The organism is Chryseobacterium sp. MIQD13 (assembly GCF_050496705.1).
Taxonomy (GTDB): Bacteria; Bacteroidota; Bacteroidia; order Flavobacteriales; family Weeksellaceae; genus Chryseobacterium.
In genome coordinates, this window is the sequence record NZ_JBNWAF010000003.1 from 225,006 (window position 1) to 242,736 (window position 17,731).

The 17,731-nt window shown below is 36.4% G+C and carries 13 protein-coding genes; 11 read left to right on the forward strand and 2 right to left on the reverse strand.

Features of this window, described 5'->3' with window-relative positions; all coding sequences use genetic code 11:
- Positions 1–28 precede the first annotated feature (28 nt).
- The 5 genes from gldL to ACQWU4_RS13405 all read left to right on the forward strand — a co-directional run bounded on the left by gldL (position 29) and on the right by ACQWU4_RS13405 (position 4,737).
- On the forward strand, positions 29–721 hold the full coding sequence (gldL, locus tag ACQWU4_RS13385) for a gliding motility protein GldL (RefSeq protein ID WP_429936250.1): 693 nt from the start codon (positions 29–31) through the stop codon (positions 719–721).
- Between the two features lie 53 nt (positions 722–774).
- Positions 775–2,367 carry a GldM family protein gene (locus ACQWU4_RS13390; RefSeq protein ID WP_429936251.1) on the forward strand — a complete coding sequence of 531 codons (1,593 nt, stop codon included), beginning with the start codon at positions 775–777 and terminating at the stop codon, positions 2,365–2,367.
- Positions 2,368–2,387: 20 nt separating this feature from the next.
- Positions 2,388–3,326, forward strand: a complete 939-nt coding sequence (gldN, locus tag ACQWU4_RS13395) for a gliding motility protein GldN (protein ID WP_429936252.1) — start codon at positions 2,388–2,390, stop codon at positions 3,324–3,326.
- Between the two features lie 55 nt (positions 3,327–3,381).
- Positions 3,382–4,416 (forward strand): NAD(P)/FAD-dependent oxidoreductase, encoded by a 1,035-nt coding sequence (locus tag ACQWU4_RS13400; protein ID WP_429936253.1) that lies wholly within the window; start codon positions 3,382–3,384, stop codon positions 4,414–4,416.
- Positions 4,417–4,479: 63 nt separating this feature from the next.
- Positions 4,480–4,737 carry a SemiSWEET transporter gene (locus ACQWU4_RS13405; protein ID WP_429936254.1) on the forward strand — a complete coding sequence of 86 codons (258 nt, stop codon included), beginning with the start codon at positions 4,480–4,482 and terminating at the stop codon, positions 4,735–4,737.
- Between the two features lie 75 nt (positions 4,738–4,812).
- Here ACQWU4_RS13405 and ACQWU4_RS13410 read toward each other — a convergent pair whose 3' ends face one another.
- Both ACQWU4_RS13410 and ACQWU4_RS13415 read right to left on the reverse strand, forming a co-directional pair.
- A complete protein-coding gene (locus tag ACQWU4_RS13410; RefSeq protein ID WP_429936255.1) occupies positions 4,813–5,247 on the reverse strand; it encodes an META domain-containing protein in 435 nt (144 codons plus the stop codon).
- 45 nt (positions 5,248–5,292) lie between these two features.
- Entirely contained in the window at positions 5,293–5,685 is a 393-nt protein-coding gene (locus ACQWU4_RS13415; RefSeq protein ID WP_429936256.1) for a hypothetical protein, read from the reverse strand.
- A 565-nt stretch (positions 5,686–6,250) separates the two neighbouring features.
- On the opposite strand from ACQWU4_RS13415, the gene ACQWU4_RS13420 reads away from it, so the two are divergent.
- The 6 genes from ACQWU4_RS13420 to ACQWU4_RS13445 all read left to right on the forward strand — a co-directional run bounded on the left by ACQWU4_RS13420 (position 6,251) and on the right by ACQWU4_RS13445 (position 17,726).
- On the forward strand, positions 6,251–6,640 hold the full coding sequence (locus ACQWU4_RS13420) for a hypothetical protein (protein ID WP_429936257.1): 390 nt from the start codon (positions 6,251–6,253) through the stop codon (positions 6,638–6,640).
- A 145-nt stretch (positions 6,641–6,785) separates the two neighbouring features.
- Positions 6,786–7,871 carry an efflux RND transporter periplasmic adaptor subunit gene (locus ACQWU4_RS13425; RefSeq protein ID WP_429936258.1) on the forward strand — a complete coding sequence of 362 codons (1,086 nt, stop codon included), beginning with the start codon at positions 6,786–6,788 and terminating at the stop codon, positions 7,869–7,871.
- A gap of 22 nt (positions 7,872–7,893) precedes the next feature.
- Positions 7,894–11,088, forward strand: a complete 3,195-nt coding sequence (locus ACQWU4_RS13430) for an efflux RND transporter permease subunit (protein WP_429936259.1) — start codon at positions 7,894–7,896, stop codon at positions 11,086–11,088.
- Complete coding sequence (locus ACQWU4_RS13435) at positions 11,075–12,517, forward strand: TolC family protein (RefSeq protein WP_429936260.1); 1,443 nt, start codon at positions 11,075–11,077, stop codon at positions 12,515–12,517. Before ACQWU4_RS13430 ends, ACQWU4_RS13435 begins: the two co-directional genes overlap by 14 nt.
- Positions 12,518–12,758: 241 nt before the next feature.
- A complete protein-coding gene (locus tag ACQWU4_RS13440) occupies positions 12,759–14,324 on the forward strand; it encodes a T9SS type A sorting domain-containing protein (protein WP_429936261.1) in 1,566 nt (521 codons plus the stop codon).
- A gap of 6 nt (positions 14,325–14,330) precedes the next feature.
- Positions 14,331–17,726, forward strand: a complete 3,396-nt coding sequence (locus ACQWU4_RS13445) for a hypothetical protein (protein ID WP_429936262.1) — start codon at positions 14,331–14,333, stop codon at positions 17,724–17,726.
- Positions 17,727–17,731 lie beyond the last annotated feature (5 nt).

Here is a 17,731-nt window from a genome sequence, read left to right on the forward strand (position 1 = left end):
TATTTAACATTAAAAAAACTAACTTAATATGTTTAAGACTAAAGATGCTTGGATGAATTTCTTTTATTCATTCGGTGCTGCAATTGTAATTCTTGGAGCTTGGCTTAAAATTACTCACATTACCTTGGGACCAATTAACGGTAATATGGCTCTTACAGTGGGTCTTATTACGGAGGCTATTATCTTTATCATTTTCGCATTTGACCCTCCAAAATCAGAAGAGTCTTATGCATGGGAAAACGTTTATCCTGAATTATTGGATAAGCATGCCAATCCAAACCCTTTACACTCTAATGTGTCGTCTAAAAACAATGCACAGCATTTTGCGGAATTAGAAAATTCTCTTTCAAATAAATTAGACAAGATGCTTCAGGATGCAAAACTGGATGTTCAGTTGTTTGACAGACTGAGAACAGGTATTGACAAGTTCTCCAGCTCTGTTGATCAGATCAACCAGACTGTTGACGTATCTGCTTCTACTCATAAATATAACGATCAGCTAAACAAAGCAGCACAGCACATGGAAAGCATGAATGCTCTTTATGCAATGCAGTTGGAAAGCGGTAAAAAGCAATCTGAATTTGCTAACAAATATGTAGCAGATATGCAGAAGTCTGCTGAGCAGTCTGAAAAATTCAATCAAGAATTACAAGGTTTAACAACTAATTTAAATAGCTTAAACAGAGTTTATGGTGGTATGCTTACTGCTATGAAGTCTTAATTCCTAACCATTTCTAAATTTAACTACTTAATCAAAAACTAAAAGAAAAGAGAATGGCACAAGGAAAACAGACCCCTCGTCAGAAGATGATCAACCTAATGTATTTGGTGTTCATCGCGATGATGGCCCTAAATATTGATGCAGAAATCATCAGATCATACTATGACTCTACCAGAGCTTTGAATGAAACAAGAACTTTAACGGAGAAGAAGAACGAAAAGATCTTTGAAAAGACGTTGGAGGCTAAAGCTCAGCAGGTTCCGGATACCTATGCTCAGCCTTGGGAAAATTATAAAGTTTTAAAAGGTAAAATTGATGTTTTAGTAGCTTCTGCTCAGGACATTAAAGTTAATCTTAAGAAACAGTCGGATTTTCATGATAAAGATCCAAAAACCGGGAAGGATATTGATGTAAGCGAAAATTTCGCAGCATTAAACAACAATGAAGCAACTACTGAATATTTCTTTAAAGAAGGAGATGAAAATACACCTTCAAAAGGAGCTTTAGAGTTGAAAGCTAAAATTGACGATGTAAGAAATTATATCAATGCAACTTTTGGTAACAATGCACAGCTAAGAGATCTAGTAGATAGAGCTAATAAATCTCTGATCGCTGAGTATCCAAAAGGAAAATCTCCAAATGATAAGACCTGGTTTCAGAATAAATTCTATCATCAGCCACTAATCGCAGCGATCTCAAATCTTGAGATTATCCAGAATGATGCTAGAAACGTACAGTCTGATGCATTGGCATTATTACTTCAGGAGAAAGTAGATGCAAACATCAAATTCTCAAGCTATGAGCCTATTGTTTCTGGTCCGGTTGATATCCAGGCAGGAAAACAGGCTGAAGTAAAAGTAATGTTGGGTACATACTCAAACAGCAACAAGATTAATATCTCCGGTGTAAGCAGAGTAGAAAACGGAAAAGGTATTATCCCGATTTCCGGTTCTGGTATCGGAGAACATAAACTAGCAGGTACAATTACTTTAACGGATGCTTCAGGAAAACCTCAAAGTTTCCCATGGACGCATACTTATAACGTAATTGCAGGACCAAGAGAAGTAAAACTTGAAAAAGGACTATTGCTTTCTGCTGATAAGATGAATGTAATGTATAGAGGACTTGAGAACCCTGTTTCAGGATCAATCTTAGGTGCTGATAATTCTAAACTTTCATTATCTGCTCCGGGAGCTGCTGTAAGAGGTACAGGCCCAGGAAAATGGATTGTAAAACCTACTACTGGTACTACAGTTAAGCTGACATTATCAGGAATAGACCCTTACGGAAAATCTGTATCTCAGGTATTTGAATATAGAATTAAAAATGTTCCGCCGCCACAAGGTCAGATGAGAGGACAGAATGTATTGTCGATGCCGGCAACTTCTATTCCTAACCAATCTGTACAGGCAGCGATTCCAGACTTCGACTTCCCTGTTTCATTCAGTGTGACACAGTTTATGGTAAGAGTACCTGGAAGAGCAGCACTACTGGTTCACGGAAACACGCTTAGCGATGCAGCCGGATTAGTGAAGAACCTTAGATCAGGAGATGTAGTTTCAATTTTTGATATTAAAGCTACAGCACAAGGATTGGAAGGACAGCAGATTAAAAACATTACTCCTATAATTATTAATGTTCAATAGGACTAAAATTGTAATTTATTATGAAAAAATATATTAGCACCCTTTTAGTATTAGTTTCGGGATTTGCTTTTTCCCAGACTATCCTGAACGCAGCTTCTCCGGAAGAGTTCAGACAGATGAGAGAGGAAAACAAACAAAAAGTTGGTGATACTATTATTGATAACACAGTAAAGCCTCTTGAATATGGTTTTGTAGAAGATAAAGATATCCTTAAGAGTATGTTTGTTTGGGAGATCATTGATATGAATGATAAGATCAACCAGCCGTTCTACTATGACAATCCGGATGGTCTTCTTGCCACACCTACAAGATCTTTATACCAGTTATTACTGGACGGTGCACTAACCGGAAAGATTGAGCAGGTTTATGATGATGAGAACTTTACAGTGAAGCTTTCACCGGAAGGTATCCAGAAGAGATTGGAAAAAGTAATAATCAACGATGCTGCTATTGATATCCTTAACTCTGGAAGACAACTAACGGAGCAGGAGAAAAAAGAATATACCGACGTTTTCAAGACAACTACTGAAAAAGTAAAAGTTCTTAAAATCATGGGTATGTGGTTTATCGATAAGAGAGACGGACAGATGAAATACAGACCTCTTGGTATTGCAGCTATGGGACCAGATCCTGCTGTACAGGGAGTTATTGGACCGGATGGTAAGCCAATTGCAGGTAATGACGAGCTTATCGACCTGTTCTGGATCTTCTATCCGAATGCAAGAGATATTTTGGCGAACAATTATGTTTACAACAGAAAGAACTCTTCCGCTGACCTTTCTTTCGATGATATCATCAATGGAAGAAGATTCTCTTCAGTTATCTACAAATCATCAAGCGGTTTAGGAGACGGTACTATCAAGGACTATATTCCTAAAGATGCTGAAGATCAGTTAGAAGAAAGCGAAAGAATCAAGACGCAGATCCTTAACATGGAGAATGATATGTGGAATTACTAAGATTTCACTTGATATTTATACAAAACCTGAGTACTTTTACTCAGGTTTTTTTATTATGAAACATATAGACTATATAATTGTTGGAGACGGGTATGCAGGCTTGTTTTTTGCCCATCAGCTAATAAAGAATAACAAATCATTTCTGATCTATTCTGAAGGCAGAAAAAGCGCTTCCCAGGTTTCCGCAGGAATTATCAATCCTGTAGTCCTCAAAAAATTCACGACGTTCTGGAAAGCACAGGAACAGATCGACTTCCTGAAAGACACTTTAAACGAAATAGAATCTTATACCGGAAAAAATTATCTTGTCAATTCACCTATCCACAGAATCTTTCATGATGAGAATGAGCAGAACCTGTGGGTAAAGAAATCAGATAATGAAGAACTTTCCAGCTTTCTTGATAAAAAATTCGATCATTTAGAGGTAGTAAAAAACGACTTTAACACTGGAAAGGTCAATCAGTCTGCCAGACTTCAGGTAAGTGGATTTTTCACGGATCTATTTGATTTTTTAGAAAAAAAAGAACTTCTCATTAAAGAAAAGTTTGATTACGAAAAATTAGACGCTTCTTCAGCCACTTATAAAGATATCAGGTTTAAGCATATAGTATTTTGTGAAGGAATGGGAGTGAAAGAAAATCCCTTTTTCTCAGATATCGCTGTTACCCCGAACAAAGGGCATCACATCAAAGTAAAACTTTCCGAAGCAATTCCAAAAGATATTACTATCAAAAAGAAACACTTCCTGTTCCCAACAGATAACGGACTTTATTTCTATGGCGGGACTTATGACAGGGAACAGCTTCACCATCATATTGATGAATCTGCAGTTGCACAACTTGTAAATGGACTGTCTGAAATTTATCCTTATGATTTCGAAGTGGAAGAAGTGAATTTCGGCTTCAGACCAACAGTGAAAGACAGAAGGCCGATTATCGGAAGACATGGATCATTTAACAATCTGTATGTATTCAATGGTCTTGGAGCAAGAGGAATTCTGAATGGATGCTACTTTTCAAAAAGCCTTTATCAGTTTATTGAAGAGAATATTCCGTTGCATGAAGAAGTTTCGGGTGACAGATTTAAATAAATCAGAGTTTAGCTGATTATAAAAACCGCAGAAAATTCATATCTTCAAAAGAGAATTTAAACTATGAATGAAAATGTTCTGGGTATAATAGCAGGTGTTCTCACATCTATTTCAATGATTCCTCAACTGATTAAAGTGATCAGGGAGAAGAATGTAGATGATATTTCCCTTGTAATGCTTCTGGTTCTTATATCCGGGCTTTCACTTTGGGTCTGGTATGGTTTTGTGAAAGATGAACTGCCCATTATTTTATCCAATGCATTTGCTGTTCTGGTTAATATAAGTTTGCTTGTCTGCTATATAATGTATAAAAAATCATAATAGTTACATATAACAAAAAAAGGTGGCTGAGAAACTCAAAGCCACCTTTTTTATATCGTAAAATTTTAAATTCAATTAAGGTTGAAGGACAAATTTAGCCAAAGGAGCCATTCTTGCCTTATTCAGTGTCAGTGTACTGCCGTTTACAGAATAGTTGTCTGCAGCCAGCACTGCTTTTGTAAATAACTGTTCAGTTTCCAGATCCTCACAGGCCATCATTGTAGACATTCCCTGGTTAAACTTAATCCTCATCATATCAGGTTTGATTTCAAAAGTACCTCCAAATCCATTACATCCTGCATGGCCTTCATATCTCATACCTTCTGTATTAAGTTTGAAATAAGGATTGTTTTTAGGGTTTTTAAGCTTGATGGGCTGTCCGTTCAATTCTGTAAGCTTCCATGTTTTTCCGGTAATATCACTAGATTTCTGTGTAGGAGCAGTAGTTTTACATGCCGTAAGAAATACAAGAAACAGCAGAGCGGATAAATAGTAATACAAGTTTTTCATAATTATTATTTTGGGTGTGTTGATGTAATTTTTTAGGTCCTTAAATTAATAAGAAGCCATCTTTGCAGAACCTGATCCTTTTATTTCACTTTTGGTGTGGAACAGAACCATATCTACATTTTTTTTCAGTAAAGTAATATTTCCTTTGATATTGGAATACTGATATTCTTCATTGCTTGCAGTGTATTCGGGAAGGGCATCACTTTTTTTAAGATTATAGGTTTTACCCTCCAGGTGAATGATTGCTGTACCTTTGGAACGATTAATAGTGACCTCAATTTTTTCTCCGTAACTGTCAGTGAAAATGTCTTTTGAGATCTCATCCTTGTTTTCAGGTGATGTTTCAGTAAGCATCTCAGCTTCTTTACCGGGATGTTTACATGCTGTTGAGGAAAGGACTGCCAGTCCGATTAGGACCGATGTAAATAATTTTTTCATAACGATAAGTGATTTGTAAGTGTATCATGAAATAGTGGTATTAATAGTACATAAATTTACAAATATTTTTAATAAATATATGTTAATTTTACATAAATTAATCTGACATTTCTATCCATTAAGCATTACAGGTACTTTACAGGAGCTTTTTATAATTCATAAAAAATGCTGTGTTCTTTAAAGATTTGTAAAGCTGATCACCGCAAGAATGCTGCTTTGAGCTACGGTTTTAAGAATAAAATAATACAGTTTTTTTCATAACTTACATTTGTTGTTTTATGGCTGCAAAAATATCAAAAATTATATAATGCTGATATACAGTAAAAATGATTTAAATCATGCCATTTGATGTCTCTTTTTTCTATCCAATTAAACAGGTAAATAACCGAGCTTTTTACTACTTCTGTTATACAGAGAGATTGATGTAGTTTATTTAAATTAAACAGTAATTTCATGTTTTATAAATAATATAAGATTTTTCTATTCAGGTAATTTAAAGGAGAGTTAAATTTTGTTAATCTACTATGAGGATATACCTTTCTAAATGTACATTTGCCACTTCAAAATGAGAAACTTTATTATTTACTTTTTAACCGGTCTTTTTCTGCTGTTTGTAGTAGAAAGCAGACTTGATGTTAAAACACTCCGAAATGACTATTCAGGTCATGTTTCTCATCATATGCCTAAAAAAGCCAACCGCCTCAACCAGACTTTTGAAAAACTGTCGGTACAGCAGATGGCCGACAAAATGGATAACTCTACTCTTGAGCTTACTGAAGATGACTTTCAGCTGTCAGATACCATACAGTTCATTGCTGTATTTGCAGGAGTTTTCAGTCTTGTCTATATTTTTGGCTTACGTTCTTTCAAAAGCAGAAAACCTGATATCAATGGTTTTCTTTCGCTCTATTCCAATGTTAAAACATTCATTCTGATCCGTTCTATCAGAATTTAAAATTTTATTTTTTCCGATGTATTTTCTGTCCTCAGCTTGGGCGGGAGATAAGCTGCGTTATATATGCCGGTAATCATTCTATGCAGGATCTTTATTACCATCTTTCCATTCAAAACATTAACGATTTATATTAAACTCTAGAATTATGATCAAAAGAGTTGCCTCAGGCATTGCGATAAGCACCCTTTTATTGACTGTTGGCTGCAGTCAGAAGAAAGAAGAAAAAGAAGAAGCCACAGTATATCCCGTCACCAGTCCTGTAAAAATGGATACAGTGATTAACAAAGAATACGTAGCCCAGATCCAGTCTGTAAAAAACATTGAAGTCCGTGCACAGGAAAAAGGATTTCTTGAAAAAATTTATGTAGACGAAGGCCAGTATGTTCATGCAGGGCAAACCCTGTTCAGGATTATGCCTCAGCTGTATCAGGCGGAATTATTAAAAGCAAGAGCAGAAGTGGAGCAGGCCACGATAGAACTGAAGAATGCCAGTACTTTAGCCAACAACAATATTGTTTCCAAAAACGAAAGAGCAATGGCTAAAGCCAAGCTGGACGCGGCCAATGCAGAAATGAAACTGGCTCAGATCCATTTGTCTTTTACAGATATCAAAGCTCCGTTCTCAGGTATAATCAACAGAATCCCTTTAAAACTGGGGAGCCTTGTAGACGAAGGAGATCTATTGACATCTTTATCAGATAATACTAATGTTTACAGCTATTTTAATGTATCAGAACCAGAATATATAAGCTATCAAACCCATGCTGCCGACAGAGGAAGCAATCTGGTATCCCTGATTATGGCTAATGGAGAAATGTTGCCTCAGAAAGGTGAGATCCAAACTATAGAAGGAGAATTCGATAATGAAACAGGAAACATTGCCTTCAGAGCAAAATTCCCTAATCCGGACAAACTTCTAAGAAACGGGGAAACAGGAAAAGTGCAGATGACTCTTCCTGTGCATAATGCCCTTATCATTCCACAGAAATCCACTTATGAGATTCAGGATCAGAAGTATGTGTTTGTTATTGATAAAAACGGAACTGCAAAATCAAGAAATATAAAAGTATCGTATGAACTGCCGGATCTTTATGTGGTAGGCTCAGGGCTTGCAGAAGGTGACAAAATCCTTCTGGAAGGAGTACAGAAAGTAAAAGACGACCAGAAGATACAGACCAAATTCCAGGATCCTAAAAAAGTTCTTCAGTCATTGAAACTAAAAGCAGAGTAGTCTACTCTTAAAATGAAGCAGTATGTTTAAGAAATTCATTCGCAGACCAGTTCTGTCTATCGTGATCTCACTGATCATTGTATTTATGGGAATTCTGTCGCTGGTAAAACTTCCCGTGACCCAGTTTCCCTCCATTTCACCACCTAAAGTAAATATCACCGCCGAATATCCGGGAGCCAACAACGAACTATTGATTAAATCAGTGGTTATTCCCCTCGAAAGAGGTCTGAACGGAGTTCCGGGTATGAAATATATGACCTCTGACGCCGGTAATGACGGGGAAGCTTCCATTCAGATCGTATTTGATCTTGGAACTGATCCCAATGTTGCTGCAGTAAATGTTCAGAACCGTGTATCTTCAGTTGTAAATAAACTACCACCGCTTGTAGTGCGTGAAGGAGTAAAAATTACCCGTGAAGAACCCAATATGCTGATGTACATTAACCTGTACAGCGACGATCCTAAAGCTGATCAGAAGTTCCTTTTCAACTATGCAGATATCAACGTAATGTCTGAACTGAGAAGGGTAAGTGGAGTAGGTTTCGCAGACATCCTCGGAACCCGTGAATATGCAATGCGTATCTGGCTTAAACCGGACAGGCTTACCGCTTACAATATTTCTGCAGACGAAGTAATGGAATCCCTGAACCAGCAGAGTTTAGAAGCTTCTCCAGGTAAAACAGGGGAAAGTTCCGGAAAACGGTCCCAGTCCTTTGAGTATATTTTGAAATATTCCGGTCGTTTTAATAATGAAAAAGATTATGGGAATATTATCTTAAAAGCAAAACCAGGTGGGGAATTTGTAAGATTAAAAGATGTTGCAGATATAGAATTCGGTTCCTCAATGTATGATATTTATTCTACACTGAACGGAAAGCCATCTGCAGCAATTACCGTAAAACAATCCTACGGTTCCAATGCAAGCGACGTTATCAAAAACGTTAAAACTTTGATGGCTGACCTTCAGAAAAATAATTTCCCGAAAGGAATGCATTACGATATCAGTTATGACGTTTCCAGATTCTTGGATGCTTCCATGGAAAAAGTAATTCATACTCTGTTTGAAGCCTTTATACTGGTAGCAATTGTGGTATTCCTGTTTCTTGGCGACTGGCGTTCAACCTTAATTCCGGCATTAGCTGTTCCGGTTTCACTGGTGGGTACATTTGCAGTCATGTCAGCATTCGGAATTACCTTAAACATGATCTCGCTCTTTGCATTGGTAATGGCCATCGGGGTGGTTGTCGATGATGCAATTGTAGTAATTGAAGCTGTCCACGCCAAGATGGAAGAAAAAGGACTTTCTCCATTGAAGGCGACTGAAGAAGCTATGCATGAAATCAGTGGAGCAATCATAGCAATTACTTTGGTTATGGCATCCGTATTCATCCCGATTGCATTTATGTCCGGTCCGGTAGGAGTATTTTACCGTCAGTTTTCAATTACGATGGCTTCAGCAATTATCCTTTCAGGGATTGTAGCTTTGACGTTAACTCCGGCTTTATGTGCTTTGATCTTAAAGAATCATCACGGAAAAGTCAAAAAGAAAACACCGATTACTATTTTCCTGGATAAATTCAACAATTTATTCACAAAAGGAGCCGGGAAGTATGAGAAAATGCTGAATAAAACAGTTACAAAAAAAACGATCACGCTTCCTTTGCTACTTGCATTCTGTGCATGTACATTCTTCCTAAGCAACTCACTTCCATCCGGATTTATTCCTGCGGAAGACCAGGGAATGATTTATGCTATTATCCAGACACCTCCGGGTTCTACTCTGGAAAGAACCAACCAGATTGCTAAAGAGCTCTTAAGAGAATCTGAAGATATTGATGGAGTACAGTCCGTTTCTTCACTTGCGGGTTATGAAATCTTAACAGAAGGTACAGGATCGAACTCCGGAACCTGTCTGATCAACCTTAAAAGTTGGGAAGAACGTAAAGAATCTGCTGCAGAAATCATTGAGAAGCTCGAAGAAAAAGCTAAGAATATTCCCGGAGCCAATATAGAATTCTTCCAGCCGCCTTCCATTCCGGGATATGGTGCTGCGGGTGGTTTTGAACTCCGTCTGCTGGACAAAGCAGGAAGCGGAGATTACCATAAGATGGAGCAGGTAAGTAATGATTTCGTAAAAGAACTGAAAAAACGCCCAGAACTTGGATCTGCATTTACGTTCTATTCTGCAAGTTTCCCTCAATATATGCTGAAGGTAGATAATGATCTTGCTGAACAGAAAGGGGTAACCATAGAAAATGCGATGGATAACCTGTCTACGCTGATCGGTTCCAACTATGAGACGAGTTTCATCCGTTTCGACAGACCTTATAAAGTGATTGTGCAGGCTGGTCCTCAATACCGAGCGCTGCCTACAGATTTATTGAAGCTGTATGTGAAAAATGATAAAGACCAGATGGTTCCGTATTCAGATTTCATGAGAATGGAAAAAGTATACGGATTATCAGAGATCACAAGGCATAATATGTATAATTCCTCAGAGGTGAGCGGAACTCCGGCACCGGGATACAGTAGTGGTCAGGCTATTAAAGCCATTCAGGAAGTTGCAGATAAAACACTTCCTAGAGGTTTTGGTATCGATTGGGCAGGTATTTCTAAAGATGAAGTAAGCAGAGGAAATGAGGCTGTGTTTATCTTCCTGGTTTGTCTTGGATTTGTATATCTGATCCTTGCAGCGCAGTATGAAAGCTTTATTCTGCCTTTACCTGTGATTTTATCTCTTCCTACAGGTATTTTCGGAGCCTTTATATGTTTGAAGTTATTAGGTCTTGAGAACAATATTTATGCTCAGGTGGCAATGGTCATGCTGATCGGTTTATTAGGTAAAAATGCTGTACTGATCGTAGAATTTGCTGTTCAGAAGAAGGCGGAAGAAGGAATTCCGGTAGCACAGGCTGCAATAGAAGGAGCAGCTATACGTTTCCGTCCGATTTTGATGACCTCATTTGCCTTTATAGCCGGACTTATTCCATTGGTAGTAGCCACAGGGCCGGGAGCTATAGGAAACAGAACGATTGGTACCGCAGCAGCAGGAGGAATGCTGATAGGAACTATTTTCGGACTGATGATCATTCCGGGACTGTATTATATTTTTGGAACTATTGCGGAGAAATCGAGACTGGCAAGATATGAAGAGGAGAATCCTTTAACAGAACAAACAGAACCTTATCAACACGATGATAAACATGAAGATTTATAATAAATATATAGCAGCCATCGCCTTATCACTTGTTTTGGCAAGTTGTAAGGCACCAATGGCCACCGTTATAAAAGATGAGGTGAAAGAAAATGTACCTCAGAATTTTAACCAGGAAGATCAGGGAGATGCTAATAATAACAGCGGAACAACACCTTGGAGACAATTTTTTACTGATCCGAATCTAGTAAGTTTGATCGAAACAGCATTAAAAAACAATCAGGAATTACTGATTACACTTCAGGAAATTGAAATTGCAAAAAGTGGTGTTTTAGCTAAAAAAGGAAGGCTTACACCAACAGTTTCAGCGGGAGCAGGGATAGGAGTGAGTAAAGCCGGCCGCTATACAAGCGAAGGGGCAGGTGATGCATCTACAGAGATAGAACCGGGAAGGGAAATGCCGGATCCGCTGGGGAATTTTGGAGGTGGTTTGATGGCAAACTGGGAAGTTGATATTTGGAAGAAACTCAAAACAGAGAAAGAAGCTGCGGTTGCTCATTATCTTTCTACAGTGGAAGGAAAAAACTTCGTATTGTCTAATCTTATTGAAGAAGTCGCGGATAATTATTATGAATTATTGGCACTGGATAATCAATTAGATATTATTCAGCAGTATATTAAGCTTCAGCAAAGAGCACTGGAGATTTCTAAAATTCAGAAAGAAGCTGCTGCTGCAACAGAATTGGCAGTGAAAAAGTTTGAAGCTGAACTGGCCAAGTCAAAAGCTGCGGAATATACAATCCGTCAGGAGATTACGGAGAAAGAAAACCAGATTAATGCACTTCTTGGAAGATATCCACAGACGATTGTAAGAACGAAGGAAAGCTTTATGAGTACAGTACCACAAACTGTTTATACAGGAATTCCGTCTCAGTTGCTGGCAAACCGTCCTGATATTAAGCAGGCAGAACTAGAATTGAAAGCATCGAAGCTGGATGTAGAAGCTGCAAGAAAAGAATTTTATCCATCACTGGAAATTTCTGCGACATTGGGATTAGAGGCTTTCAAACCATCTTATCTTGTTAAAATGCCGGAATCTATAGCTTCCGGTTTAGTAGGTGAGTTGGCTGGTCCGCTGATTAACAAAAGTGCGATCAAAGCAAACTTCCAGGCTGCTGATGCGAAACAGATACAATCACTGTATGAATACGATAAAACCATCTTAAATGCTTATTTGGACGTAGCAAACCTTATGTCTAAAGTGAAAAATATAGACCAGTATTATCAGCTGAAATCACAGGAAACCAAAGCTTTGGATCAGTCTATTGATATTGCAAACCAGTTATTCAAAAATTCAAGAGCGGATTATCTTGAAGTTCTTTTGAACCAAAGGGATGCTCTTGATGCTAAAATGGAGCTGATTGAAGCTAAACAGAAACAGCTGAGTACCGTCGTAGACATCTATAAAAGTTTAGGCGGTGGCTGGAAATAAGACATCATAATTCTATCAATACAAACAGTTAATGTTTTGGGCTGATCCTTTCGGGGATCGGCTCTTTTTATTTTTTACGTGTTACGTTTGTTTCTTTAAAAAACTCTTTTTTATTCAATAATTAAATAGAAAATATTCATGTAAATGAAAATTTAAATTAAATCTCAACATCAAGATTTAAAGTGCGTTAAAAAGTGTTAAATTTGCTGAAAATTATAACATTAATTAAATACACAAACAGATGAAGAAAATCTACTCTGGTGCATGTATTCTATGCACTTTCTTTGGGCTGTCTGCCCAGGAAGTATTGTGGCAAAAAGATATTAAATCCAGTACCCAGGATTTTCTAAGTCAGGTTACCACAACAATAGATCAGCAATATCTTATTACCGGAAGCAGCATCCAGCCAGATGGGGGTTCATCATCAGGTTCTAACCTGCGGTCTGCAAGCTCCAAACAAAATAACGGTTACGATTTTCATGTTGTAAAATTGAACCAGCAGGGAGAAGAAATCTGGGAGAAATATTTCTCAGGACAGAATCATGATTATCTATCCGCAACTGTATCTACTCAGGAAGGCGGTTTTCTTCTGGCCGGTACAAGCTATTCTTCAAAAGGTCTTGGCAAAAAGGATGATTCTAAGGGAGGATCAGACATTTGGTTAATCAGATTGAATGAATTTGGAGACGAACTTTGGCAGAAAACTTTAGGATCAGCATCAGATGAAGAAGCCAGATCCGTAATTCAGAGTACAGATTTAGGATTTTTTGTTGCCGGAAACGTTCAGAACTCTAAAAAAGGTTATGGTTCCAAAGATGTTTTGATTACTAAACTGGATAAGGACGGAAAAGAACTTTCTCAGATCGTTTTAGGCGGAAAAGGCTTGGACGAGGCAGAGAAAATAATTCCTACCAAAGATGGCGGTGCCTTGTTAGGGATCTATTCAAGAAGTAATACCGGAGGTTCCAAGAAAACAGAAAACTATGGTGAAGGAGATTACTGGATCATCAAGCTTAACAAGGATGGAAAGACAGAATGGGAAAAGAACTTTGGAGGAAAAGGAGATGACCATATACGAACACTTTCTTTAACCTCCTCCGGTTATTTGATTGGTGGAGAATCCAGATCTGAGAGATCAGGCAATAAAACTGCAGGTATAGAAGAAGGAACTGATTTGTGGCTTATTTCCTTAAATGAAAGAGGTGAAGAAATTTGGCAGAAATCCTACAATTTTGGAAACAGGGATATTTTGATGGGAACAAGTGTGCTTCATTCAGCGGATGATAAATCTTCGAAGGGAATCCTTTTAGGTGGTTATACCCAGGCGGAAGGGAAGATACAGGGTGATGATGAAACCTTCTGGATGCTGTACTTGGATCAGGATGGTAATGAGCAGTGGAGAAAACATATAAAAGGAGAATCCAGAAAAAGAGAAGAAAGATTATCAGATATAAAGCTGAACAGAGACGGATCCATCATTCTGGCAGGAACGAGTGCAGAAGAACTGGGAAAGGAGAACTGGAAGATTGTAAAGCTTGGTGACAGTCAGATCAATAAACTGATTGAGAAGCAGGACATCAAGATTTATCCGAATCCTGTATCAGATTATGCTTATGTTGAAATAGGTTTTGAATTCAAAGAAGCTGATATTATGCTTTATGATATGAGCGGAAGACAGCTTCAGAGTTTGAAGACAAAGAATAAAGTAATGAAGATCAATACCCAGAATTTAATTCAGGGGGCTTATCTGGTTACGATAAAAACAGATACCAATAAAACAGCGAATGCTAAACTAATAAAGAAATAAATACAGATGCGAAAAATTAAAAAAATAATAACAGCTATTGGTATAATAACCATACAAGTTTTTTTTGCGCAAACTGCAAATAATTTTATGCCTATTACGTACCCTACATCTCCCGATGTCACAAAAATGCAGACTTATGGACAGATTCCAGTAAATCAATATTCAGGTTTAGCTAATATTTCTGTTCCTATCTATACTATAAAGGAAGGAGATTTTGAATTTCCAATTACTCTTGATTATAATACTAGAGGAATTAAAGTGAGGGAAGAATCTACGAGAATAGGATTAGGATGGAGTCTTGGATTTCCAGGACTAATTAGTAGAAGTGTTAATGGAAAACCTGATTATGATGCTGTATATAACTATTCCAATAGATATTTTGGAGCAAAAGCTAAAAATAATACCCTTATTCCTGATTTTAATGGGTATGTATCTCCTATTGATTTTATAAAATTAGGATTGGAAACCAAAATTATGCCCACTAATTATAAAATGGAAAATTATATACAAGGGGATAGATATTTTATTAATAATCCTGATTTTATGCCTGATGATTATTATTATAACCTTCCCAAATATTCCGGAAAATTCATTTTCAAAAGAGACAGAACCCCTATTTTAGAGAAAATACAGGATAAATTGAAAATAGAAATTACTGATTCTTTAGGAGTACAGGGACAGCCAACTTTAAAAAAGCTTAAAATTATTGACCCTTTAGGTACGACCTATATATTTAATGATTTCGAAACTGTTTTTTCCCAAGATCATGAAGGAAGTATAACTATAAATACCACTATAAACAATGCTTGGTATATTAGTAAAATAAAAACCAAAGCAGGAAAAGAAATTAAATTTACTTATGACTTGATAGAAACTATTCCTAGCTATAACTTATATGATTATTCAGGTATTCCTATGAATTTTTTCAATGATGGTAATAATGGCACTACTCCAGTTGGAACGTTCCCTTTTTATCAGGATAAAAAGTATGAAGGATGGAAAGAATTTAAGTGTAAGCTTATTAAAAAAATTGAATTTTCAGAAGGACTTATTGAATTTGACTACGATACAAGACAGGATTTGTATGGAGATAAAAGAATAGTAGCCATTAATATAAGGGATAAACAAAATAGGTTAATTAAAAAAATAAAACTGAATCAAAGCTACTTTGAGAAAAATTTTAATTCAATACTTACTGAGCTTGGAGAATGGCAACAAAGTGCTGCGACTTCTAGCTTTGTGAACAGACAGGATGTTTTAAACAAACGGTTAAAACTTAATTCTATAGAATATCAGGATACCAATGGGCAGATTATCAATACAGAAGGGTTCGAATATTATGATCAATCTATACCCGCTAAAAATTCTACGGCTATAGATTATTGGGGCTACTTCAATGGTGAACCTCAGAACCAGCATTTATTTACAAGTTTTACATTAACTGTTCCTGAGGTTTATGGATTTTATTTTTATATAGCTAAAACAGGTAATCAGCATACTGTTATCATTCCGGGAGCTAATCGTCAAATTAATCCTGTATTTACTAATTCAATGTCACTTAAAAAAATTATTTATCCGACAAAAGGAGCAACTGAGTTTGAATATGAAAATAATACATATGATCCTGCAAAATCTTTTCTATCTGATGCAAATGCAGGAAAATATTCTTTATACCAAAATAATAATGTTAATGGAGATAAATTCAATCTTGCGGGAGGGCAAAGGATAAAATCCTTGATCAATATTGATAACGTAGGAGGAATATATAAGAAAAACTATATATATCATAGTATTAGAGATGATAATAATGATGGTATATCAGAAAACTATTCAAGCGGTTATCTATTAACTCGTCCAAATTTTTTTGATTTCAGACCCAAAACTACTATGGAGGTTGGAGCTAATGGGGGAACCATAAATACTGTTAATGGCTATATTCTATTAAAAAATTCTCCAACATATGATAATGATTTTATTGGTTATGAGAGGATTGATGAAATAACAACTAATGTAACAGATAATACAAAAATAAAAAATACCTATACTTATAATATAGTCCCATCAACTACTTACAGTGGTATATATGATCTGATGAAGGGATTTCAGGCGCCTACGCCAGATTTCAGTGAGCCTCAAAATATGTTTGTAAAAAGTCAGGTAAGATATAATGCATTCCAACTTGAATTTGAATATAAACAGGACCCTAATAATGTTTTTAGAGAATATTATCGGGATTATGCCTTTGATTATAAGCCGGACTTTATTAAAAATGATGTAGATCTTAAAAATGGACTATTAAAATCATTAATTCAGTATTCTTTTAACAACAATTCTTATACACCAATAACTTCAGAAGAATATGAATATAATTGGACAAATTATTTTGCTCCACAATATTGGGGAGTATATTACGATTTTTCAAGTGTAGCGATTCCCCCTAGTGGTGTATCTCAAGCCTCACAAGAATATCAATTCTATAATAATTATACTGCTTTTTATAATTATTTCGATACAACTACAGTACAGACTAGTGGATATTTAGGGAACAGTCAATATAATATTGCTTATAAATCAATAGTTCCTATCTATAATCCTGGAGCTTCCTCCGTTACTAAGAAAGAGTATTTGAATGGAAAAGTAATTACTACAAAAACAGATAATGAATATGCTCCGGTTTTACAGGGACAGTATAACCCAAACTGGGGCAATCTACTTTCACAAAAGATCACATTTCCAGATAATACGATAAAAGAAAGTACTTATAAATATGCTTTTGATAAAAACAATCAAAAACTTTTATCTGCAAATATGATCAGTATTCCCTTGGAAACGGTCATTACAAATAAACAGAATGTAACCGATACTAGTAAAATTATCTCTAAAACTGAAACTAAATATGATAATCCAGCCAATATATTCCCTACTTCTGTATCGACATATGATATTTTAGCTGGTATACTTGGAACTGAGATTACTTTTGATAAATATGATAATAAAGGAAATATCCAGCAGTATACTACAAGAGATAATATTCCGGTAACTGTTATTTGGGGGTATAACCAGACCCAGCCTATTGTTAAAATAGAAGGCGCAAAACTTTCAGATATCCCCCAGTCATTAATTGACAATATTGTTGGTGCTTCCGATAATGATGCCCAGGCCGGAACCGACGCATCAGAACAATCATTGATCTCTACTTTAGATTTGTTTAGAAATAATTCAGCATTATCAGGCTATCAGGTCAGCACATATACCTATGATCCATTGATTGGAGTAAAAAGCATCACACCTCCATCAGGAATTCGAGAAATCTATAAGTATGATACAGCCAACCGCCTTGAAAAAGTAATTAATACTAATGGCCAAATACTAAAAGAGTTTAAATATAATTACAAACAATAAAACCC